This is a genomic window from Burkholderia plantarii (assembly GCF_001411805.1).
GTDB lineage: Bacteria > Pseudomonadota > Gammaproteobacteria > Burkholderiales > Burkholderiaceae > Burkholderia > Burkholderia plantarii.
Genome location: NZ_CP007213.1, coordinates 1303540 through 1325493, shown reverse-complemented (window position 1 = coordinate 1325493; position 21954 = coordinate 1303540). Strand labels below are relative to the sequence as shown.

Sequence of the window (21954 nt, the reverse complement as noted above, 5' to 3'; positions counted from 1 at the left end):
TCAGCACGGAAACAGCAGCCACACGATCACGACCGGCGTCCCGCCCGCCGCGGAAAAGCGCCTGCCACCCCACCTGCGGACCACCGATACCCAGCCACCCGCCATGGTCATTTTCATATATCGCGATATTCCGATATATGCTTCGTTCGACGACGATACAAGCGGAGCCCGTTGCTCCACCGACTTTCATCCATGACGCTCGACATCGACGCGATTCACAAGGCGCTGGCCAATCCGGTCCGCCGCGACATCCTGCTCTGGCTCAAGGAGCCGCACCGGCATTTCCCGGAGCAGGTTCACATGCCGTTGCAGGAAGGCGTGTGCGCGGGCCAGATCGACGCGCGCTGCGGCCTGTCGCAATCGACCGTGTCGGCCCACCTCGCGACGCTGCAGCGCGCGGGGCTGGTGCAATCCTCGCGGTTCGGCCAATGGGTGTTTTTCCGGCGCAACGAAACGGTGATCCGCGCGTTTCTCGATCAGTTGCAAACCAACCTGTAACGGCGTTGCCGAGCCAGGACCGCGTCCGCGGAACGGTTCGTCCGGCATCCTCATTTTCGATAGATAAGGAATTCCTCATGCCTACCCTGTTCGATCCGCTCGTCATCGGCGATCTGACGCTGCGCAACCGCGTCGTGATGGCGCCGCTCACGCGCGCCCGCGCCAACGAAGCCCGCGTGCCGAACGCGCTGATGGCGCATTACTACGCGGAGCGCGCCACAGCCGGCCTGATCCTCACCGAGGCCACGGCCGTCACGCCGCAGGGCGTCGGCTACGCGAACACGCCCGGCATCTGGTCGGACGAGCAGGTCGAGGGCTGGAAGCTCGTGACGAAGGCGGTCCACGACGCGGGCGGCCGGATCTTCATGCAGCTGTGGCACGTCGGCCGCATCTCGGACCCGGTGTTCCTCAACGGCGACCTGCCGGTGGCGCCGAGCGCGATCGCGGCGGGCGGCCACGTGAGCCTGCTGCGCCCGGAACGCCCGTTCGTGACGCCACGCGCGCTCGAACTCGACGAAATCCCCGGCATCATCGCCGCCTACCGCAAGGGCGCCGAGAACGCGAAGCTGGCCGGCTTCGACGGCGTGGAAATCCACGGCGCGAACGGCTACCTGCCCGACCAGTTCCTGCAGGACGGCACCAACCACCGCACCGACGCCTACGGCGGCTCGATCGAGAACCGCGCGCGCTTCCTGCTCGAAGCCACCGACGCCGCGATCGAGGTGTGGGGCGCGCAACGGGTGGGCGTCCATTTGTCGCCGCGCGGCACCGCGCATACGATCAGCGATTCGGACCCGGCCGCGACCTTCGGTTACGTCGCGCGCGAACTGGGCCGCCGCAAGGTCGCGTTCCTCTGCGTGCGCGAGCCGCTCAGCGACGATCGTCTCGCGCCGCGCCTGAAGGCCGAGTTCGGCGGCCCCGTGATCGCCAACGACGGCTTCACGCTCGACACCGGCAAGGCCGTGGTCGCCGCCGGCGAGGCCGACGCGGTGGCCTGGGGCAAGCTGTTCATCGCGAACCCGGACCTGCCGCGCCGCTTCGAACTCGACGCGACGCTCAACGCGCCGGTGCCGTCGACGTTCTACGCGGATGGCGCGACCGGCTACACCGACTACCCGTCGCTCGAAAACATCGCCTGACGCGGTATCGTGCCCGCCGCCCCCGCCGCGCGTGCAGCTGCACGCACGCGGCGGCGGCGTGGCCGTGCCGCCGCCGGCATGGCCCTGTCGTCGCGGCATCCGCCCGCGCGTTGCTCCGATCCCCCGCCCTGCACCGCCCCGCCGCCGAGCCGCGACGCATGCGCCGACGCGTGCCGCTGCGCCATCCACATCGCGCGATGACGCCCTCCGGCACGCGGCGGCGCCTCGTGCCGGCCCTGCTGCACGAGCCGCCCGCCATCGATGACGAGAATCCGGTCGGCGCCGACGCTCGTCGGCAGCCGGTGCGCGATCACGATCACGGTGCGCTCGCGCACCGGCACGCCGACCGCCTGCTGGACCGCCAGCTCGCCTTCCACGTCGAGCGCGGCGGTCGGTTCGTCGAGACAGACGATCGACGCGTTCTTCAGCGGCGCCCGCGCGATCGAGATGCGCTGCCGCTCGCGGCCTGACAGGCGCCCGCCGATCTCGCCGAGCCGGGTCGGCCAGCCCTGCGGCAGCCGCGCCACGAATTCCTCGCAGCGCACCGCGCGCGACCGCCAGCAGGTCGGCATCGAGGCACTGGCCCGCGTCGGTCCCGATCAGCAGCGCGCCGATCCAGGTCGCGAAGTCGAGCGACCCGCGCAGGCACGGCACGGCGCCGTGCCACCCCGGTACGAACAGGCTCGGCAGCGGATTGAGCAGCGCCGGCGCGGCGGTATCAGCCCGTCAGCAGTTCGAGATAGGTGTCGAGCGCCTGCCGATAGGCCGAGCGTGGCGTAGCCGATGTCGAAGGTCCGCACCACCGGCATCGCCCGCACGAACTCGCAACGGTCGCGCTCACGCGTTCGCGCGCCGCGTTGCAGGCGCGCCCGATCTCGATCGAACAGCGCATCGCCAACGACAGCACGCCGCCCCCACCACGATCATCGCGATCACGCAGCGCGCGAGACGCCAGTCGAGCCAGGACAGCGCCGCCAGCATCGCGAGCGGCGCGACGAGCGCGCGTGCGTAGAACGGCCTGCTGTCGGCGACGAACACGTGCAGCGCCTTCACGTCGTCGCGGACGACCTCGGCGAGCGCGGCGGCGCCCGTCTGCTGCAGCGTGCCGAGCGAGACGCGGGCCACGTGGTCGACCAGCTCGCGACGCAGGACGGTTTCGAGCCGGAACGCCGCGCGATGCGACTGGCCGAAGCTGGCGAGCCGCGCGCAACAAGCGCCGGCACGGCACCGGCAGGCGGCCGGCACGGCGTCGAGCGGCCAGGCCCGGGGCGCCTCGCCGACGCGCCGGATGGCCCGGGCCGGCGACAGCAGGAAGCCCACGCCCGGCAGGGCGGCGAGCGACGACGGCGCCATCGCGAAACGAATCTGGCCGCGCACCGGGCCCATGACGCGCCTGGCGCCTGGCGCCGGACGGCGGCGGCGGCTCGCGCGCCGCTGGACGACGCGGGATGACGACGGATCCGGCGGATTTGACAGGGTCGTTGCCGATGGATGGAACCGCAGGAGAGGGATAGCGAGCCAGGCGGAAGGCGTGAGACGGGCCGGTGCGACAGGATTCGGCATCCTGACGATATCGAAGCGGTTTCGCGTCGCAAAGTGCGCATATCGACGTGATCGATCGCGAGGTGGAAACGGCAACGGGCAGCGGCCGGCGATGACACTCATCGACGCGAGACATGGTTTCGCGCTGCGCGCCGGCGGTCCGCCGGCCACGGGCGGATGGCGCCCGCCCGCTTCACGCCCGGGAACTCACACCACGCCCTCACCGGCAAGCCGTCCGTGCCTTCATATTTTTATCCGGATATTATTGACCGTTTATTTATACCCGGATATAAATCAAGAATCGCCTCGATCCCCCTATTCCAACCATGTTCCCCATCGACCTGAACGCCGGCGCCCTCGCCCCTGTCGCCGCCGAAACCGGGCACACCGCGCTGCGCGTCACCGGCACGATCCCGCGCGAACTGCGCGGCCAGCTCGTGCGCAACGGGCCGAACCCGCTCACCGGCCGCTTCGCGGGCCACGACCTGCTGTCGTGGTGGCCCGAGGCCGCGATGCTGCACGCGATCGATTTCGCCGACGGCCGCGCCACCGCCTACCGCAACCGCTGGCTGCGCACGCGGCGCTGGGCCGAGCATCATGCGCCGGCGCTCGTCGACGCGATGCCCGACACGAATCCGAACGTCAACGTGATCCGCCACGCCGGCACGACGCTCGCGCTGGCCGAAGGCGGCATGCCGCTCGCGATCTCGCCCGCGCTGGAGACGCTCGGCCCGGCCGATCGCCACCCCGCGTTCGTCGACGGCATGACCGCGCATCCGAAACGCGATCCGTTCAGCGACGAGCTGATCGGCTTTCGCGCGCAACGGGCCGCGCCGTGTCTGCGGTATCAGGTGGCCGCGCCGGACGGCGCGACGCGCGTGGACCTCGAGATCGAGCTGCCGCGCGCCGCGATGATGCACGACCTCGCGATCACCGCGACGCACAGCCTGCTGCTGGACCTGAACGTGGTCTACGACTTCACGATGCTCGCGCGCGGCCATCGCATGCCGCTGCGCTGGGACGACGGCCGGCCGGCGCGCATCGGCGTGCTGCCACGCCATGGCGGCGCGGTGCGCTGGTTCGAGGTGGCGCCGTGCTTCATCCAGCACGTGATCAACGCCTACGACGTGGAGGACGGCATGGGCGCGGCACCATCGCGGATCGTGCTCGATGCGATCCGCTATCCGTGGTTCCTGCGGCTCGCGCCGGACGGCGGCGCGTTCGAAGCGAACCCGCCCGGCCAGCCGTGGCGCTACACGTTCGATCTGGCGCGCGGCACCGTCCAGGAGGCGCCGCTGCTGGACGCCGCGCTGGAACTGCCGCGCATCGACGAACGGCGCACCGGCCGCGTCTACCGCTTCTTCCACGCGGCCGAGCAGCCGCGCCTCGACGAGATGCGCGGCATCGTCCGCGTCGACGTGCGCCGCGGCGAGATCGTGCGCCATGCGATCGCGCCCGGCGACCAGAACGGCGAGCCGGTGTTCGTGCCGCGCCCGGGCGCCACCGGGAGCGACGAGGACGACGGCTGGGTGCTGGCCTGCGTCTGGCGCGCGGCCACCGATACGAGCGACGTGATCGTGCTCGACGCGGCCGCGATCGACGCCGCGCCGCTGGCCACCGTCCACCTGCCGGTGCGGATTCCGGCCGGCTTCCACGGCGCGTGGCTGCCGTGCCATGAATGAGAAACGGCCCGGCCGCACGAGCACCCGCAGGCACTCGAGCGGCCGGGCCGCATCGATCGGATCATCAAGCGAACCTCGGCGGCGGCATCATCGACACCGCCGCTTCCGGCCGCCCCGATCCGCCCGGTTCGACCTCAGTTCGACGACAGCTCCCGCATCACCCGATACAGGTCCGCCTTGCCCTCGAAGCCGATGCCCGGCAGGTCCGGCATCGTAATGTAGCCGTTCTCGACCTTCACGCCGTCGGGGAAGCCGCCGAACGGCTGGAACAGGTCCGGGTACGATTCGTTGCCGCCGAGCCCGAGCCCCGCCGCGATGTTCAGCGACATCTGGTGGCCGCCGTGCGGGATGCAGCGCGAACGCGACCAGCCGTGCTGGTGCAGCATGTCGAGCGTGCGCAGGTATTCGACCAGCCCGTAGCTGAGCGCGCAGTCGAACTGCAGCCAGTCGCGGTCGGCACGCATGCCGCCGTGGCGAATCAGGTTGCGCGCGTCCTGCATCGAGAACAGGTTCTCGCCGGTCGCCATCGGCTTGTCGTAGTAATTGCGCAGCGTGGCCTGCAGTTCGTAGTCGAGCGGATCGCCCGCTTCCTCGTACCAGAACAGGTCGTATTTCGAAAGCGCCTTCGCGTACTGGATCGCGGTGTCCAGGTCGAAGCGGCCGTTCGCGTCCACGGCCAGGCGCTGGCCGTCGCCGAGCACGCTCAGGATCGAGTCGATGCGGCGCAGGTCCTCGTCGAGCGAGGCGCCGCCGATCTTCTTCTTGACCACCGTGTAGCCGCGGTCGAGGTAGCTGCGCATCTCGTCCTTGAGCTTGCCGTGGTCCTGGCCCGGGTAGTAGTAGCCGCCCGCCGCGTAGACGAACACCTTGCGGTCGGGCGTACCCGTGCCGTAGCGCTCGGCGAGCAGCTGGAACAGCGGCTTGCCGGCGATCTTCGCGACCGCGTCCCACACGGCCATGTCGATCGTGCCGATCGCCACCGAGCGCTCGCCATGGCCGCCCGGCTTCTCGTTCTGGAACAGGGTGGCCCAGATGCGGTGCGCGTCGAGGTTCTCGCCGCTGTCGTCGACGAGCGAGGCCGGATCGGCCTCCATCACGCGCGGGATGAAGCGCTCGCGCATCAGCATGCCCTGGCCGTAGCGTCCGTTCGAATTGAAGCCGTAGCCCACGACGGGCTTGCCGTCGCGGATCACGTCCGTGATCACCGCGACGAGGCTCAGCGTCATCTTGCTGAAGTCGATGTACGCGTTGCGGATCGGGGAGCTGATCGGGAGGGTCTGTTCGCGGATTTCAACGATTCTCATGGAGGGGTCCGAAGTTCTGGCCCGCCGACGGCCGGCGGCTGCACGAGACGCTAGGTTAGGCGCGGACCCAGGCCTTATGATTCACTGAAACTCACTTCTTTATTCACTTTGAGTGAAAACCGAACTCGCCTCCCAACTCGAATTCTTCGTGCTGCTCGCGCGCCACGGCAACCTGTCGGCGGCCGCGCGCGACATGAACCTGACGCCGCCCGCGGCCACCAAGCGGCTGATGCAGCTGGAGGCGCGGCTCGGCGTGCGGCTCGTGAACCGCACCACGCGCAGCATCAGCCTGACCACCGAGGGGGAAACCTACCTGCACTACGCGACGCGGATCCTCGCCGATGTGCGCGAGATGGAGGAAGCGGTGGCGTCGAGCCGCTCGGCGCCGCGCGGGCTGCTGCGCGTGAACGCCACGCTCGGCTTCGGCCGCACCACCATCGCGCCGCTCGTCTCCGAGTTCGCGCGGCGTTATCCGCACGTGGAGGTGCAGCTCGACCTGACCGACCGGCCGATCGATCTCGTGGACAGCGGCGTCGATCTGGCGGTGCGCTTCGGCGAGCTGCCGGACCGGCGCCTGAACGCGCGGCGCGTGATGTCGAACCGGCGCTTCCTGTGCGCCTCGCCGCGCTATCTGGAACGGCACGGCACACCGCTCGCGCTGACCGACCTCGCCGCGCACCACTGCATCCTGCATCGCCAGAACGACGACGCGCACGGCGTCTGGAAGCTGATGCGCGACGGCCACGCGGAGAGCATCAAGGTGACCGGGATGCTGTCGAGCAACGACGGCGACATCGTGCTCGGCTGGGCGCTGGACGGCCACGGCATCCTGCTGCGCTCGGAGTGGGATCTCTCCAGGTACCTGGAGAGCGGGCGGCTGCGCGTGGTGCTGCCGGAATACGTGCAGCCGTCGGCCGACCTGTTCGTCTACTACGCGAACAAGCGCAACCAGTCGGCGCGCGCGCGCGCGTTCATCGACTTCCTCGTCGAGCGGTTCCGGCGCGGCGCGGCGGCGCTGCCGCTCGGCTGAGGGCGCGGCGGCGGCCGGGACCACGGCGCCAATGACGACGCCCTCCCGGCGAACCGGGAGGGCGTCGTGAATCTCGTGAATCGCGCGCGCCGGCCAACGGCCGGCGGATCAACCGCGGATCAATCCGTGATGGTCAGTCGCGATTGGCCTGCAGCACCGTCAGCGCGGTCATGTTGATGATGCGGCGCACCGTCGAGCTGGCCGTCATGATGTTGACGGGCGCGTTCACGCCGAGCAGGAACGGCCCCACCGCCACGTTGCTGCCCGCGCTCGTCTTCAGCAGGTTGTAGGCGATGTTGCCGGCGTCGACGTTCGGGCACACCAGCAGGTTGGCCGCGCCCTTGAGCCGCGAATGCGGCAGGAAGCGCTGGCGCAGCGTCTCGTCGAGCGCGCAGTCGCCGTGCATCTCGCCCTCGATCTCGAGGTCCGGCGCACGCTCCTTCACGAGTTCGAGCACCTCGCGCATCTTCGCGCCCGAGGCCGAGCTGCCCGAGCCGAAGTTCGAGCGCGACAGCAGCGCCACCTTCGGCGAGAGATTCAGCCACGCCATCTGCGAAGCCGCCGCGATCGTGAACTCGGCGATCTGGTCGGCGTTCGGGTTGTCGTTGATGTGCGTGTCGACCAGCGCGACGGTGCGCTTGTCGAGCAGCAGGATGTTCATCGCGCCGTAGGTGCGCGCGCCGCGCGCCTTGCCGATCGTCTCGTCGACGAAGCGCAGGTGGTCGTGATAGGCGCCCACCGTGCCGCAGATCATGCCGTCCGCATCGCCGAGCCGCACCATCATCGCGCCGATCAGCGTCAGGCGCCGGCGCATTTCCACGCGCGCCATCTCCTTGGTGATGCCGTCGCGGCAGCGCAGTTCCCAATACGTCGTCCAGTACTGGTGGAAGCGCTCGTCGTACTCGGGGTTGGTCACCTCGACGTCCTCGCCGAGCTTCAGGCGCAGCCCGAACTTCTCGATCCGCGCGAGCAGCACCTCGGGCCGGCCGATCAGGATCGGCCGCGCCAGCTTCTCGTCGACGATCACCTGCACCGCGCGCAGCACGCGCTCCTCCTCGCCCTCGGCGAACACGATGCGCGTCTTCGCGCCGTCGCGCACGAACTGCTTGGCCGCCGAGAACAGCGGCTTCATGAACGCGCCCGAGTGGTAGACGAACTGCTGCAGCTGGTCGGCATAGGCGGCGAAATCGTCGATCGGACGCGTGGCCACGCCTTCCTCGATGGCCGCCTTCGCCACCGCCGGCGCGATGCGCAGCAGCAGCCGCGAATCGAACGGCTTCGGGATCAGGTATTTCGGCCCGAACGACAGGTCGTAGGCGCCGTAGGCGGCGGCCACCGAATCGTTCGGCTCTTCCTCGGCGAGGCCCGCGATCGCGTGGACCGCCGCGATCTCCATGCGCCGCGTGATGGTGGTGGCGCCCACGTCGAGCGCGCCGCGGAAGATGTACGGGAAGCACAGCACGTTGTTGACCTGGTTCGGGAAATCCGACCGGCCGGTGGCGATCACCACGTCGTCGCGCGTGGCGTGCGCGATCTCGGGGAAGATCTCCGGCGTCGGGTTCGCGAGTGCGAGGATCAGCGGGTTCTTCGCCATCTTCGCGAGCATCGGCGCCTTCAGCACGCCGCCCGCCGACAGGCCGAGGAACACGTCGGCGCCCTCGATCACGTCGTCGAGCGTGCGCGCCGCGGTGTCCTGCGCGAAGCGCGCCTTGTCCGGATCCATCAGCGTGGTGCGGCCTTTGTAAACCACGCCGTCGATGTCGGTCGCCCAGATGTTCTCGAGCGGCAGGCCGAGGTCGACCATCAGGTCCAGGCAGGCGAGCGCGGCCGCGCCGGCGCCCGAGGTCACCACCTTCACCTGCTTGATGTCCTTGCCGACCACCTTCAGGCCGTTGATGAACGCGGCGCTGACGGTGATCGCGGTGCCGTGCTGGTCGTCGTGGAAGACCGGGATCTTCATGCGCTCGCGCAGCTTGCGCTCGACCGTGAAGCACTCGGGCGCCTTGATGTCTTCCAGATTGATGCCGCCGAAGGTGGCTTCCAGGCTCGCGATGATGTCGACCAGCTTGTCCGGGTCGGTCTCGGTGATCTCGATGTCGAACACGTCGATGCCGGCGAACTTCTTGAACAGCACCGCCTTGCCTTCCATCACCGGCTTGGAGGCCAGCGCGCCGATGTTGCCGAGACCGAGCACGGCCGTGCCGTTGGTGATGACGCCCACCAGGTTGCCGCGGCTCGTGTAGTTGAACGCGTTGGCCGGATCCTCGACGATCTCCTCGCAGGCCACCGCCACGCCCGGCGTGTACGCGAGCGCGAGGTCGCGCTGCGTGACGAGCGGCTTGCTGGCGGTCACGGAAATCTTCCCCGGCGTGGGGTACTGGTGGTATTCCAGGGCGGCCTGGCGGTCGGTCTTGTTCATCGTCTCCCTCGGGTTGGCTGCGCCGGGACTGCCCCGGCGGCGATCTGAGGAAGCGATTCTAGGCAGCCGCTAACGGCGCGCCATTTTGAATTAGTATGGGCGCATCACCTTTTCATGATGACCCGGGATCCCGCCACAGTGGCTTTCGATACGGACGAAGTGATCCGGCGCCTCAGCACCCGCCTGAAGATTCGCCACCTGATCCTGCTGCTGCAGATCCGCCAGCACGGCTCGCTCACGCGCGTGGCCGAGCAGATGGCGAGCAGCCAGCCGGCCGTCACGAACGCGCTGGCCGAACTCGAAGGCATGTTCGGCGGCCCGCTGTTCGACCGCACGCCGCGCGGCATGACGCCGACCGCGCTCGGCAAGGTGGTGCTGGCGCGCGCGCAGGCGATGCTGCACGACCTCGAGCACCTCACGCGCGACATCGAGGCGGTGGTGGCCGGCCACGCCACGCGCATCCACATCGGCGTGATCCCGTTCATCTCGGGCAAGACGCTGGCCGCCGCGATCCGCCGGACCCAGGCCGACGTGCCGCAGCGGCTCACCATGACGATCCACGAAAGCACCAGCGAGACGCTGATCGCGCAACTGCGCGAGCACCAGCTCGACGTGGTGATCGCGCGCGCCACCGCCACCGTCGATCTGGCCGACCTGCGCTTCGAGGTGGTCTATCAGCAGCGGCCGCGGCTGATCGCGAGCCGGCGCCTCGCCGCGCGGCTCGCGCGCAACGCGCTGAACTGGCAGAAGCTCGTCGAGCTCGACTGGATACTCGGCGCGCCGCATACGCCGATCCGCGAGCAGATCTCCGATCTGTTCCTGCGCGCGGGCGCGTCGCCGCCGGTGCCGATCGTCGAGAGCTACTCGTCGCGGCTGATCGGCGAGATCCTCGCCTCGAACGAGAACGCCGTGTCGATCGTGCCGGCCGACATCGCCGAGGAACTCGTGCATATCGCCGGCGTGGCGATCGTGCCGTATTCGCTCGACTGGACGCTGCCGCCGGTGGCGATCCTCACGCGCGGCGGGCCGCCGCGTGAAGTGGACACGCTGCTCGCGCGCGCGCTGCGGGCGCAGTATCAGGAAACCGAGGCGCGGCGTCCGGCCTGAGCGGCCAGCCCCGCACACACCGCCGGAACGCCGGGCCCGCCCGCATCTTCCATCTCCCGCCGCACCAACGAAAACGGGCTGCCTGAGGCAGCCCGTCGAGGGTCGCGATGCGCGCCGGTCGAGCTGGCGCCGCGCGCTTACTTGGCCTTTTCGGCCGTGTTCGAGATGGCGTTGCCGCCGCTCGAAATATCCTGGCCGGCACCGGCGATCGTGTTGCAGCCTGCGAGCGCGGCGGTCAAGACCAGCAGAACTGCGGCAATCGAACGAGTCATCGTGATTCTCCTTGGAAATTTGCCCGCACGAAACGAGCGCATCGTACCTTGTCGAACGGACTGCGCCCCCGCTGGAGCGGGGACCGGTCCCGATTATACAAACGCGGCACGAGGCCGCCAGTAACTGATTGTAGTGCGTGGCGGAGAAGGTACATCCCTGTCGGGGACCACGGCGGCTTGACTTCGGCGCGCGACCGACTATTATACGCATCGCGTATATTTTGATATCGAACCCACGATGACCGCTCCCCAGCAAGCCTTCCTGCGCGACGCGATGCGTCGCCTCAACATGACCCGCGAAGCGTTCGCAAACCGCATCGGCGTGAGCCGTCGTGCGCTCGATACCTGGCTGCTGCCCGACGATTCGCAGGAATCGCGCTCGATGCCCGAGATCGTCGAGCGCTACGTGACGGAGATCGTCTCGCGCGCCTCGGACGAGACACCATATACGCAAAGCGTAGATACCTCATCGCTCGCGAGCCAGATCCTGTTCGAGGGCCGCCCGCAATTGCTGTCCGTCGACCAGTTCTCGCGCGACTCGGTCGAGGCGCTGTTCCGCGTGGCCGACCTGATGCAGCCGATCGCGCGCCGCCGCAAGATCTCGCGCGTGCTGGAGGGCGCCGTGCTCGGCAACCTGTTCTTCGAGGCCAGCACGCGCACGCGCGTGTCGTTCGGCGCCGCGTTCTGCCGGCTCGGCGGCTCGGTCTGCGACACCACCGGCTTCACGTTCTCGTCGATGGCCAAGGGCGAATCGATCCACGACACCAGCCGCGTGATGGCCGGCTACGTCGACGCGCTGGTGATCCGCCATCCCGAGCAGGGCTCGGTGGCCGAGTTCGCGCGCGCGACCAACCTGCCCGTGATCAACGGCGGCGACGGCCCCGGCGAGCATCCGAGCCAGGCGCTGCTCGACCTCTACACGATCCAGCGCGAGTTCTCGCGGCTCGGCAAGATCGTCGACGGCTCGCACATCGCGTTCGTCGGCGACCTGAAGTACGGCCGCACCGTCCACTCGCTCGCCAAGCTGCTGGCGCTCTATCGCGGCATCCGCTTCACGCTGGTCGCGCCGGCCTCGCTGGAGATGCCGCGCTACATCGTCGAGCAGATCGCGAAGAACGGCCATGTGATCGAGGAAACCACCGACCTGGCGCGCGGGCTGGCCGGCGCGGACGTGGTCTACGCCACGCGGATCCAGAAGGAGCGCTTCGCCGACGAATCGTTCGAGGGCTACACGCCCGATTTCCAGATCAACCAGGCGCTCGTCGACACCGTCTGCCAGCGCGACACGCTGATCATGCATCCGCTGCCGCGCGACAGCCGGCCCGGCGCCAACGATCTCGCCACCGACCTGAACCACGACCCGCGGCTCGCGATCTTCCGCCAGACCGACAACGGCATCCCGGTGCGCATGGCGGTGTTCGCCGTGCTGCTCGGCGTCGATCACCTCGTGCAGCACTCGATGCGCGACGCCACGTGGCGGTCGCCCGCCTACCTCGGCCCCGAGGACGCGGTGTTCCACGGAATCGACTGACCGGCGCGGCCGGGGCGTGCCGCCGGGATGGCCGCCGGCCCGGCGGGTGCCGCTCGCGGCGAAACGGATATGGGCGAGTCCCGCCGCCATTGTCTATAACGGAAGCGCGGAAGTCCTCGCCCGCGCCCTCCGCCGCCCCGCGCGGCGGCCGTCCACCTTCTCGCACCGCGCCCACGCCATGACCGATCACACCTCGCCGATTCCGGACCTGCCGGCCGGTCCGACCCGCGATCCGGCCCCCGACACCGGCGAGCCCGCGCCGCCCGGCCATCCGCCAGGTCATCATGACAGCCCGCAGCAGCCGCACGACGCGCCGCCGGACAAGGATCCCGTCTAGCTCCCCGGCTGCACGCGAGCCGCCGGCGCAGCCTGCTCGCCCCGCGCCGCCGATCGTTCGCATCCCTGACGATGCGAGGCAGGCCCCGCCGCCGGTACGCCGCCAGGCATGGCCCCGGTCGCATCGCACGCCGTCGTGCGCCGCCGCAAGCCCGGCCCAGATTCGCATCGACATTCATTACAAATCACCTTATATTCCTTTCAAACACCCACGCCCCTCCTTCCCGCTCGCCTTCATGCCGCAACGAAACAAGCCGAAATCCGCCGATCCCTACGTCGCCGTCGCGCGCAGCCCGATGCTCGGGTCGAGCCTGCCGATGTGGCGTTCGAAGTTCGTCGTGATCGTCATGTTTCTCGCGTTCGCCGCGCTGATCGCACGCGCGTTCTGGGTGCAGGTCGCCAATCAGGACTTCTATCTCGGCCAGGGCGAGAAACGCTATCAGCGCACCATCGAACTGGACGCGATGCGCGGGCGCATCGTCGATCGCAACGGCGCGATGCTGGCCGTGAGCCTCGCCACCTACGAAATCTGGGCCAACCCGAAGCAGGTCGATCCGGCCGCCTACGGGCCGCTCGCGAAGCTGCTCGACATGCCGCACGCCGAACTCGCGCGGCGCCTGACGGCCGACAAGAGCTTCGTGCTGCTGAAGCGGCAGATCGATCCCGACACCGCCGCGAAGATCGGCAAGCTCGACCTCGAAGGCATCACGCAGATCGCCGATTCGAAGCGCTTCTATCCGGAAGGCGAATCGGCCGCGCACGTGGTGGGCTTCACGAACATCGAGGACCGCGGCCAGGAAGGCGTCGAGCTGGCGGCCAACGACCGGTTGCTCGGCACCGCCGGGCAGCGCGAGGTGATCCGCGACCGGCTCGGCCGGATCATCTCCGATACGCGCCCGCTCGTGCCCGCGCGGCACGGCGCCACCGTCGAGCTGACGATCGACCGCCGCGTGCAGCAGCTCGCCTACGCGCAACTGAAGGCCGCCGTGCTCGCCAACCATGCGAAGGCCGGCAGCGTGGTGGTGCTCGAGGCGCGCTCGGGCGAGATCCTCGCGCTCGCCAACTATCCCACCTTCGACCCGAACGACCGCAGCCGCCTGACCGGCGCGCAGCTGCGCAACCGCGCCGTGATCGACACGTTCGAGCCCGGCTCGACCGTCAAGCCGCTCGTCGTGGCGCTGTCGATCGACGAGGGCAAGGTCGGGCCGCAAACGCTCGTCAACACCTCGCCCGGCACCTGGAAGATCGGGCCGGCCGTGATCCACGACACCTCGAACCACGGCGTGGTGACGGTCGCGCAGGCGCTGCAGAAGTCGAGCAACGTCGCGCTCGCGAAGCTGGCGCTGAACCTGCCCGCGCAGACCATCTGGGACAAGTATCAGGAATACGGCATCGGCCACGCACCGGAGCTGACCTTTCCCGGCGTCGCCTCGGGGCGGCTGCGGCCCTACCAGCGCTGGCGCCCGATCGAGCAGGCCACCATGGCCTACGGCTACGGGCTGTCGATGTCGCTGCTGCAGATCGCGCAGATGTACACCGCCTACGCCGGCGACGGCACGATCCATCCCGTCTCGCTGCTGCGCGACGGCAACGACGCCGGCCGCCAGGGCCATCGCGTGACGCGGCCCGAGACCGCCGCCGCGATCCGCTCGATGCTGGAGATGGCCGTCAGCGAAGGCGGCACCGGGCGCGCGGCGCGCGTGGACGGCTACCGGATCGGCGGCAAGACCGGCACCGCGCGCAAGCAGGAAGGCGGGGCCTATGCGAAGGGCAAGTACCGCGCCCTGTTCGCCGGCATGGCGCCGATGAGCGACCCGCGCGTGATCGTCGCCGTGATGATCGACGAGCCGGGCGGGCGCGGGTATTACGGCGGGACGGTGGCGGGGCCGGTGTTCTCGTCGGTGATGGGCGGCACGCTGCAGCTGCTGGCGGTGCCGCCCGACGCGCCGGTCAAGGCCGATGCGGTGAAACCGGCTTCGGCCGGGGCGGTGGCGAAGCCGTCCGCGCGCGCCGTCGCGCGCGCGCCGAATGCGAAGGAAGCGCGGCCGCGCGTGATGGCCGATGCGCAGGCCGACGCCGGCGACGCGGCGCGTTCCTGAGCATGCGTTCGCGGGTGCCTGTCCTTGCGGCGCGCCGTTGGGCCTGCCGCGTTCGCTGGGTTGCCCGGATACATCGCGCCGCTTGCCCCGCCGATCGAAAACGCGCCGGCTGACCGATCAGCGCGGCGCGAACACCCGAAACGCCTGCTCGACCGCGCGATGCGCGTCCACCTCGACGATCGAATCGTGGGCCATGACGACGCGCGTGAACGGCAACGCGAGGATGCGCGCCGCGCTCGCACCGGCCGCCTGACGGTCCTTGACCAGCAGCCGGATCGTGCGCGGCACCGCGAGCCGCCCGCGCACGCCGGTCAGCGCCGCGAAGGCCCGCGTCGCGAACGGCGCATCGTCCTGCCAGCACTGGCACAGGTCGGTCACGATCAGCGTCTTCGATGCCTTGTGAAACCAGACCGTTTCGTTGCCGAACGGGATGCCGTCGAAGAACACCTGTTCGAAATCGGCCGCCCAGGCCGGCTCGACGCGGCGCGTCAGCTCGCGCAGGTTCCGCAGGTCCGGCCGCTTGGCCGCCAGCCCCGGCGCACCGAACAGCGCGGCCTCGGGAAAAATCTTCAGACAATCCGCCACGAACAGATGGTGGGCCTTGCTCGGCGCCACGATGTAGCGCACCTCGCCCAGCGTGCGCAGTTGCGCGACGACCTCGGCCGGCAAGGGCACGGGAGAATGCAGCCACAGCGATGCATCCTGCAGACGAACCACGGTCATGCGCGACGACACGCGCAGGCCGCCCGCCACGAACGGATGCTGGAGATGCCAGATATCGGTTGTTATGGGTCTGAGCATGATGGTAGTGGGCCTGGAATCCACGAGACACCGCCGGGGACGGACGGTGCCGGTCGGAAGACTCTCCATACCAAACGGTATGGAGAGTCGCATTCGCGATTGCCAATGTCAATACCTTTCGGTATGGTGGCCCGATGGATGATCGAAAAACCCGTGAAGACTGGCTGCGCGCCGGCCTGCAAGCACTCGCCGAGGACGGCGCCGACGGGCTGCGCGTGATGTCCGTCGCCAGGCGGCTCAACGTCACCAAGGGCAGCTTCTATTGGCACTTCGCCGGCCTCGACGCCTATCTCGGCGAACTCGCGCAGTATTGGGAGCGCAGCCACACCCAGGACGCGATCGACTGCGTGGAACGGCTCGGCGGGGATGCGCAGACCAAGCTGCGCCATTGGCTGAAGGGGGCCGCCGCGTCGGATCTCGCGCTCGACCGCGCGATACGCTCGTGGGCGCTGACGCATCCGTCGACGCGCGACGTGCAGTTGCGCGTCGACGGGCAGCGCACCGCTTACCTGACCACCCTGCTGCGCGGCGCCGGACGCAGCAAGGCCGAGGCCGCGACGCTGGGCCGTTGGGCGTATTGGGCGTTCATCGGTTATTCGACGCTCGAAGGCGCGACGGTGACCGAGAAGGAAATCGACCTGATTCTGTCGGTCTTGATTCCGGTGGCGTAGGGGCCGATCCCGCCTGCGGCTGGCTTGTTTTCGGTTGGTTTCTCCACCAGCTTCCGCGCCGGCTCTCATCGCCGCTTGCGCAGCGGCTCCAGCAGATCCTTGAGGCCGTTGTGGTCCAGTTCGTGCATCAGCGCGAGCAGCCGCCCGATCTCGCCGCGCGGAAATCCTTCCCGCGCCATCCAGTTCAGATAATGCCCGGGCAAATCGGCGATGAGCCGGCCCTTGTACTTGCCGAACGGCATCTCCAGCGTGACCAGGCGTTCGAGGTCGGGCGTCTGCATGCGTTTCGCGCTCCCGCCGCTCAGGCGTCCTTCAGCCAGGGCATCTCCACCGGCGACACCACCAGTTGCCGCCCGTCGCGCTTCATCTCGAAGATGAAGCCGACCAGGATCATCGAATCGGCATAGGGAATCGGAAACACATGCGGGTTCTCCGCGCCGAGCAGCGCGTGCGCGGGGGTGTCCGCCGTCGTCGCGGCATTCTCGCGGATGCTGTCCAGCTCGTCGACCATCGACTGGCCGCTGAGCTTGAGTACGCGATCGCGCAGATCGCTGAAGGGTTCGATGCGCGCCCCGTCCTCGTGGTATTCGGGTACTTCGTAAATGAACCAGGACATCGGCTTCTCCCTGAAAAAAGGTGGCCATTCTAACGCCACGCACGACGCCGCCAAAACGTGACGATGGCGTGACGACGGGGCAACAACAACGCGCCGCCCCGAAAACGCCTGCGGCGGCCGCCATCCAGCCCGCCCCACGAGCAAAAAAAGCGCCGCGAGGCAGATGCCCGCGGCGCTTTTTTCGGGAGGCCACGCCGCATCCGTCGCGCCGTGGCACCGCTTCGCGGCCGATCCAGGGCTTACGCCTTGACCGTATCCGCCACTTCCTTGAAGTCCTCGATCTGGTCGAAGTTCATGTATTGGTAGATCTTGTCGCCGTTCGCGGTCAGCACGCCCATGTCGGCCATGTACTCTTCCCGGGTCGGGATCCTGCCCAGACGCGAGCAGATCGCCGCCAGTTCCGCCGAGCCGAGGTACACGTTGGTGTTCTTGCCCAGGCGGTTCGGGAAGTTGCGCGTCGAGGTCGACATCACCGTCGCGCCTTCGCGCACCTGCGCCTGGTTGCCCATGCACAGCGAGCAGCCCGGCATTTCGGTGCGCGCGCCGGCCGTGCCGAACACGCCGTAGTGCCCTTCCTCGGTCAGCTGCTTCTGGTCCATCTTGGTCGGCGGCGCGACCCACAGCTTGACGGGGATGTCGCGCTTGCCTTCCAGCAGCTTCGAGGCGGCGCGGAAGTGACCGATGTTGGTCATGCACGAGCCGATGAACACCTCGTCGATCTTGGCGCCGGCCACGTCCGACAGCGTCTTCACGTCGTCCGGATCGTTCGGGCAGGCCACGATCGGCTCGTGGATGTCGGCCAGGTCGATCTCGATGACGGCGGCGTAATCGGCGTCGGCGTCCGGCGACAGCAGCTGCGGGTCGGCCAGCCACTGCTCCATCGCCGCGATGCGGCGCTGCAGGCTGCGCGGATCCTGGTAGCCCTGCGCGATCATCCACTTCAGCAGCGTGACGTTGCTGTTGAGGTATTCGATGATCGGTTCCTTGTTCAGATGCACCGTGCAGCCGGCGGCCGAACGCTCGGCGGACGCATCCGACAGCTCGAACGCCTGCTCGACCTTCAGGTCCGGCAGCCCTTCGATCTCGAGGATGCGGCCCGAGAAGATGTTCTTCTTGCCCTGCTTGGCCACCGTCAGCATGCCCTGCTTGATCGCGTAGAGCGGAATCGCGTTGACGAGGTCGCGCAGCGTGACGCCCGGCTGCATCTTGCCCTTGAAGCGGACCAGCACCGATTCCGGCATGTCGAGCGGCATCGTGCCGGTGGCGGCCGCGAACGCGACCAGGCCCGAACCGGCCGGGAAGCTGATGCCGATCGGGAAACGCGTGTGCGAGTCACCGCCGGTGCCGACGGTGTCGGGCAGCAGCATGCGGTTCAGCCAGGAGTGGATCACGCCGTCGCCGGGGCGCAGCGCGATGCCGCCGCGCGTGCTGATGAAGTTCGGCAGCGTCTGGTGCGTCTTCACGTCCACCGGCTTCGGATAGGCGGCCGTGTGGCAGAACGACTGCATCACGAGGTCGGCCGAGAAGCCGAGGCAGGCCAGATCCTTCAGTTCGTCGCGCGTCATCGGGCCGGTGGTGTCCTGCGAACCGACCGAGGTCATCTTCGGCTCGCAGTAGGTGCCCGGGCGCACGCCCTGGCCTTCCGGCAGGCCGCAGGCGCGGCCGACCATCTTCTGCGCGAGCGAGAAGCCGCGGCCGCTGTCGGCCGGCTGATGCGGCAGGCGGAACAGCGTCGACGGCGCCAGCCCCAGCGCCTCGCGCGCCTTGGCGGTCAGGCCACGGCCGATGATCAGCGGAATCCGGCCGCCGGCGCGCACTTCGTCGAACAGCACGTCGGACTTGACCTGGAACTCGGCGATCACGGCGCCGTCCTTCAGTGCCTTGCCTTCATAGGGGCGCAGCTCGACCACGTCGCCCATTTCCATCTGCGACACGTCGAGTTCGATCGGCAGCGCGCCGGCGTCTTCCATCGTGTTGTAGAAGATCGGGGCGATCTTGCCGCCCAGGCACACGCCGCCGAAGCGCTTGTTCGGCACGAACGGGATGTCCTCGCCCGTGAACCACAGCACCGAGTTGGTGGCCGACTTGCGCGAGGAGCCGGTGCCGACCACGTCGCCCACGTAGGCGACCAGATGGCCCTTTTCCTTCAGCGATTCGATGAACTTCACCGGGCCGCGCTTGCCGTCTTCTTCCGGGGTGATGCCGGGGCGCGCGTTCTTCAGCATCGCCAGCGCGTGCAACGGGATGTCGGGACGCGTGGTGGCGTCCGGCGCCGGCGAGAGATCGTCGGTGTTGGTTTCGCCGGTCACCTTGAAGACGGTGATGGTCAGGCTTTGCGGCACTTCCGGGCGGCTCGTGAACCACTCGGCGTCGGCCCAGCTCTGCAGCACGGCCTTGGCGTGCGTGTTGCCCTGGTCGGCCAGTTCCTTGACGTCATGGAACTGGTCGAACATCAGCAGCGTCTTCTTCAACGCGTCGGCGGCCACGGCGGCCACGGCGTCATCGGACAGCAGCTCGATCAGCGGCTGGATGTTGTAGCCGCCCAGCATGGTGCCGAGCAGCTCGGTCGCGCGCTCGCGCGAGATCAGCGCGCAGGCGGTCTCGCCCTTGGCCACGGCGGCCAGGAAGCCGGCCTTCACGCGCGCGGCTTCGTCGACGCCGGCGGGCACGCGGTGGGTAATCAGGTCGATCAGCGTCTGTTCTTCGCCGGCGGGCGGATTCGCCAGCAGTTCCACCAGCTCGGCGGTCTGCTGGGCCGTCAGCGGCAGGGGCGGGATACCAAGCGCGGCGCGGGCGGCCACGTGAGCACGAAAGTTTTCAAGCATGGGGAACCTGCTGGTATGCGTTTCAGGGGATGGTGCGTCAGGCACGCCGCAACCGCTGCGGGTGCTGCTTCGGCCATGATTCTAATCGGATTGTGTCGAAACATCAAACATCTTATATCTTATATAAGAGTTGATTGGCGAGGCATCGGCCCGTGGCGTGTCGCATGGGGCGACGCGGCTGTCGTCATGATCCTGAAAGGCGGGAGATCCGGCGCCGCGAAGGCCGGCGCGGCACTGAAGGCGGCTGGCGGCCCCGCCGCCGCGCCGTCAATGCGAATGCGATGGCGAGGCCGCCGCCTTCGGTCGCGCGGCGCCCATCCGCGCCAGCACGTGCTCGGTCATGCCGCGCGCGAGTTCCGTCTCGCTGATGAACACGGTGCCCACGCCCTCGCTCGTCAGCAGCGCGGCCTCGTCGCCGCTGTTGGTGCAGAGCGCGATCTCGATCGCCGGATTCAGGGTTCGCGCGATCTCCACGATCTGCCGCACGTCGAACGTGTCGGGCAGCGTCACCACCAGCATCCCGGCGCGCGCGATGTGCGCCTGCACCAGCACCACCGGCTCGATCGCGTCGCCGGACACGGCGGCCGCGCCGTCGGCGCGCAGCTTCTCCACCGTCTCGCGGTTCTGCTCCACCACCACGCAGGCGATGCCGCGCTCGTCCAGCGCCTGCGCGATGCGCGCGCCGACGCGGCCGTAGCCGACGATCACGACCTGCCCGGTCAGGTGCGTCTGCGGCGTGGACATCGGCAGCGCGGCGAGCGGATCGTCGCGTGCCTCGAGCCGCCGCGCGAACGCGGAATGGCGGCGAATCCATACCAGCGCCGGCTCGATCGCCGCGAACAGCAGCGTGTTGGTGGAGATCGAGATCAGCGCGACGGCCAGGATCAGGCTCTGCCCGTCGGCCGACAGCAGCCCGAGCGTGCGCCCGAGCCCGGCCAGGATGAACGAGAACTCGCCGATCTGCGCAAGCCCGGCGCCGACCGTCAGCGCGGTGTTGAGCGGATAGCGGAACGCCAGCACCAGCGCCACGGCCGCGAGCGTCTTGCCGATCACCACCACCAGCGCCACTTCCAGCACATGCAGCGGCTGCTCCACGAGGATCGCCGGATCGAACAGCATGCCGACCGAGATGAAGAACAGCACCGAGAACGCGTCGCGCAGCGGCAGCGTCTCGTCGGCGGCGCGCCGGCTGAACTCGGACTCGCGCATCATCATCCCGGCGAAGAACGCGCCGAGCGCGAACGACACGTCGAACAGCTTCGCGGCACCGAACGCGACGCCCACCGCCGCCGCGATCATGCAGAGCGTGAACAGCTCGCGCGAGCCGGTGCGCGCCACCAGCCAGAGAATCCGCGGGAACACGCGCTTGCCCACCACCAGCATCAGCGCGATGAACGCGGCCACCTTCAGGAACGTGAGCCCGAGCGTGCCCCACAGCCCGCCGCCCGGCGCCGCCGCGTGCGTGCCGCCGGCGCCGGCCAGGCCGTCCGGCGCGCCGCCGAGCAGCCCGGCGAGCGGCGGCAGCAACACCAGCACCAGCACCATCACGAGATCCTCGACGACGAGCCAGCCCACCGCGATGCGCCCGTTCACCGATTCGACGAGCCCGCGCCCCTCCAGCGCGCGCAGCAGCACCACGGTGCTGGCCACCGACAGCGCGAGCCCGAACACCAGCGCCGCGCCGAGGTTCCAGCCCCAGGCCAGCGCGAGCGCGCCGCCCAGCACGGTGGCCACGGCGATCTGCACGACCGCGCCGGGCAGCGCGATCTTGCGCACCGCGAGCAGGTCGCCGAGCGAGAAATGCAGGCCCACGCCGAACATCAGCAGCATCACGCCGATCTCGGCCAGCTGCTGCGCGAGCGCGAGATCGCCGACGAAGCCCGGCGTACCCGGGCCGATCACGATGCCGGCCAGCAGGTAGCCGACCAGCGGCGGCATCTTCAGCAGCGAGGCGAGGTAACCGAAGATCATCGCGAGCCCGAAGCCGGCCGCGAGCAAGGCAATCAGACTGACGTCATGCGGCATCCGCCCCCCAATCCAATGTAAACAATCAGAAAGGTTTCAGGATAAGGGAAACTCGCC

18 protein-coding genes and 1 pseudogene are annotated in these 21954 nt (G+C 68.9%); 9 read left to right on the top strand and 10 right to left on the bottom strand.

Translation table 11 applies throughout. The annotated features are described in order from the left end of the window. Nucleotides 1-192 precede the first annotated feature (192 nt). Both bpln_RS22955 and bpln_RS22950 read left to right on the top strand, forming a co-directional pair. On the top strand, nt 193-498 hold the full coding sequence (locus tag bpln_RS22955; protein ID WP_042627559.1) for an ArsR/SmtB family transcription factor: 306 nt from the start codon (nt 193-195) through the stop codon (nt 496-498). Between the two features lie 77 nt (nt 499-575). Next, nucleotides 576-1637 (top strand): alkene reductase, encoded by a 1062-nt coding sequence (locus tag bpln_RS22950; RefSeq protein WP_042627558.1) that lies wholly within the window; start codon nt 576-578, stop codon nt 1635-1637. Nucleotides 1638-1804: 167 nt separating this feature from the next. Here the strand turns inward: bpln_RS22950 and bpln_RS37910 are convergent. Together bpln_RS37910 and bpln_RS36815 are read right to left on the bottom strand one after the other, a co-directional pair. After that, nucleotides 1805-2191: pseudogene (locus bpln_RS37910) on the bottom strand (ATP-binding cassette domain-containing protein); the annotation flags it as partial. Nucleotides 2192-2474: 283 nt separating this feature from the next. Beyond that, nucleotides 2475-3023, bottom strand: coding sequence for an ABC transporter transmembrane domain-containing protein (locus bpln_RS36815; RefSeq protein WP_158512063.1), 549 nt, complete (start codon nt 3021-3023; stop codon nt 2475-2477). 482 nt (nt 3024-3505) lie between these two features. Between bpln_RS36815 and bpln_RS22935 the strand changes: the two genes are divergently transcribed. Continuing rightward, entirely contained in the window at nt 3506-4861 is a 1356-nt protein-coding gene (locus tag bpln_RS22935; RefSeq protein WP_055140094.1) for a carotenoid oxygenase family protein, read from the top strand. A gap of 134 nt (nt 4862-4995) precedes the next feature. On the opposite strand, the gene bpln_RS22930 is transcribed toward bpln_RS22935, so the two are convergent. Next, a complete protein-coding gene (locus bpln_RS22930; protein WP_042627554.1) occupies nt 4996-6165 on the bottom strand; it encodes a mandelate racemase/muconate lactonizing enzyme family protein in 1170 nt (389 codons plus the stop codon). Nucleotides 6166-6277: 112 nt separating this feature from the next. On the opposite strand from bpln_RS22930, the gene bpln_RS22925 reads away from it, so the two are divergent. After that, on the top strand, nt 6278-7195 hold the full coding sequence (locus bpln_RS22925) for a LysR substrate-binding domain-containing protein (RefSeq protein WP_055140093.1): 918 nt from the start codon (nt 6278-6280) through the stop codon (nt 7193-7195). A gap of 133 nt (nt 7196-7328) precedes the next feature. On the opposite strand, the gene bpln_RS22920 is transcribed toward bpln_RS22925, so the two are convergent. Next, a complete protein-coding gene (locus tag bpln_RS22920) occupies nt 7329-9614 on the bottom strand; it encodes an NADP-dependent malic enzyme (RefSeq protein ID WP_055140092.1) in 2286 nt (761 codons plus the stop codon). A 138-nt stretch (nt 9615-9752) separates the two neighbouring features. On the opposite strand from bpln_RS22920, the gene bpln_RS22915 reads away from it, so the two are divergent. Next, nucleotides 9753-10721 (top strand): LysR family transcriptional regulator, encoded by a 969-nt coding sequence (locus tag bpln_RS22915; RefSeq protein ID WP_042629346.1) that lies wholly within the window; start codon nt 9753-9755, stop codon nt 10719-10721. A 137-nt stretch (nt 10722-10858) separates the two neighbouring features. Here bpln_RS22915 and bpln_RS22910 read toward each other — a convergent pair whose 3' ends face one another. After that, nucleotides 10859-10993 (bottom strand): entericidin A/B family lipoprotein, encoded by a 135-nt coding sequence (locus bpln_RS22910; RefSeq protein WP_042627551.1) that lies wholly within the window; start codon nt 10991-10993, stop codon nt 10859-10861. Between the two features lie 238 nt (nt 10994-11231). On the opposite strand from bpln_RS22910, the gene bpln_RS22905 reads away from it, so the two are divergent. From bpln_RS22905 to bpln_RS22900, 3 genes are all read left to right on the top strand, one after another. Then, complete coding sequence (locus bpln_RS22905) at nt 11232-12524, top strand: aspartate carbamoyltransferase (RefSeq protein WP_055140091.1); 1293 nt, start codon at nt 11232-11234, stop codon at nt 12522-12524. A gap of 178 nt (nt 12525-12702) precedes the next feature. Then, nucleotides 12703-12861 (top strand): hypothetical protein, encoded by a 159-nt coding sequence (locus bpln_RS37205; protein ID WP_167352314.1) that lies wholly within the window; start codon nt 12703-12705, stop codon nt 12859-12861. 235 nt (nt 12862-13096) lie between these two features. Then, complete coding sequence (locus bpln_RS22900) at nt 13097-14959, top strand: peptidoglycan D,D-transpeptidase FtsI family protein (protein ID WP_055140090.1); 1863 nt, start codon at nt 13097-13099, stop codon at nt 14957-14959. Nucleotides 14960-15076: 117 nt separating this feature from the next. On the opposite strand, the gene bpln_RS22895 is transcribed toward bpln_RS22900, so the two are convergent. Further along, nucleotides 15077-15760: a DUF4336 domain-containing protein gene (locus tag bpln_RS22895; RefSeq protein WP_063891319.1), complete on the bottom strand. Its 684-nt coding sequence runs from the start codon at nt 15758-15760 to the stop codon at nt 15077-15079. A 134-nt stretch (nt 15761-15894) separates the two neighbouring features. Here bpln_RS22895 and bpln_RS22890 point away from each other — a divergent pair, with 134 nt between their 5' ends. After that, nucleotides 15895-16431, top strand: a complete 537-nt coding sequence (locus bpln_RS22890) for a TetR/AcrR family transcriptional regulator (RefSeq protein WP_052498425.1) — start codon at nt 15895-15897, stop codon at nt 16429-16431. Between the two features lie 65 nt (nt 16432-16496). Here bpln_RS22890 and bpln_RS22885 read toward each other — a convergent pair whose 3' ends face one another. The 4 genes from bpln_RS22885 to bpln_RS22870 all read right to left on the bottom strand — a co-directional run bounded on the left by bpln_RS22885 (nt 16497) and on the right by bpln_RS22870 (nt 21897). Continuing rightward, on the bottom strand, nt 16497-16712 hold the full coding sequence (locus bpln_RS22885; protein WP_042627547.1) for a DUF3820 family protein: 216 nt from the start codon (nt 16710-16712) through the stop codon (nt 16497-16499). 20 nt (nt 16713-16732) lie between these two features. Beyond that, nucleotides 16733-17047 carry a hypothetical protein gene (locus tag bpln_RS22880; protein ID WP_042627546.1) on the bottom strand — a complete coding sequence of 105 codons (315 nt, stop codon included), beginning with the start codon at nt 17045-17047 and terminating at the stop codon, nt 16733-16735. Nucleotides 17048-17286: 239 nt separating this feature from the next. Beyond that, nucleotides 17287-19872, bottom strand: coding sequence for a bifunctional aconitate hydratase 2/2-methylisocitrate dehydratase (acnB, locus tag bpln_RS22875; RefSeq protein WP_055140089.1), 2586 nt, complete (start codon nt 19870-19872; stop codon nt 17287-17289). A gap of 267 nt (nt 19873-20139) precedes the next feature. Further along, complete coding sequence (locus bpln_RS22870) at nt 20140-21897, bottom strand: cation:proton antiporter domain-containing protein (protein ID WP_042627544.1); 1758 nt, start codon at nt 21895-21897, stop codon at nt 20140-20142. Between the last annotated feature and the right edge of the window lie 57 nt (nt 21898-21954).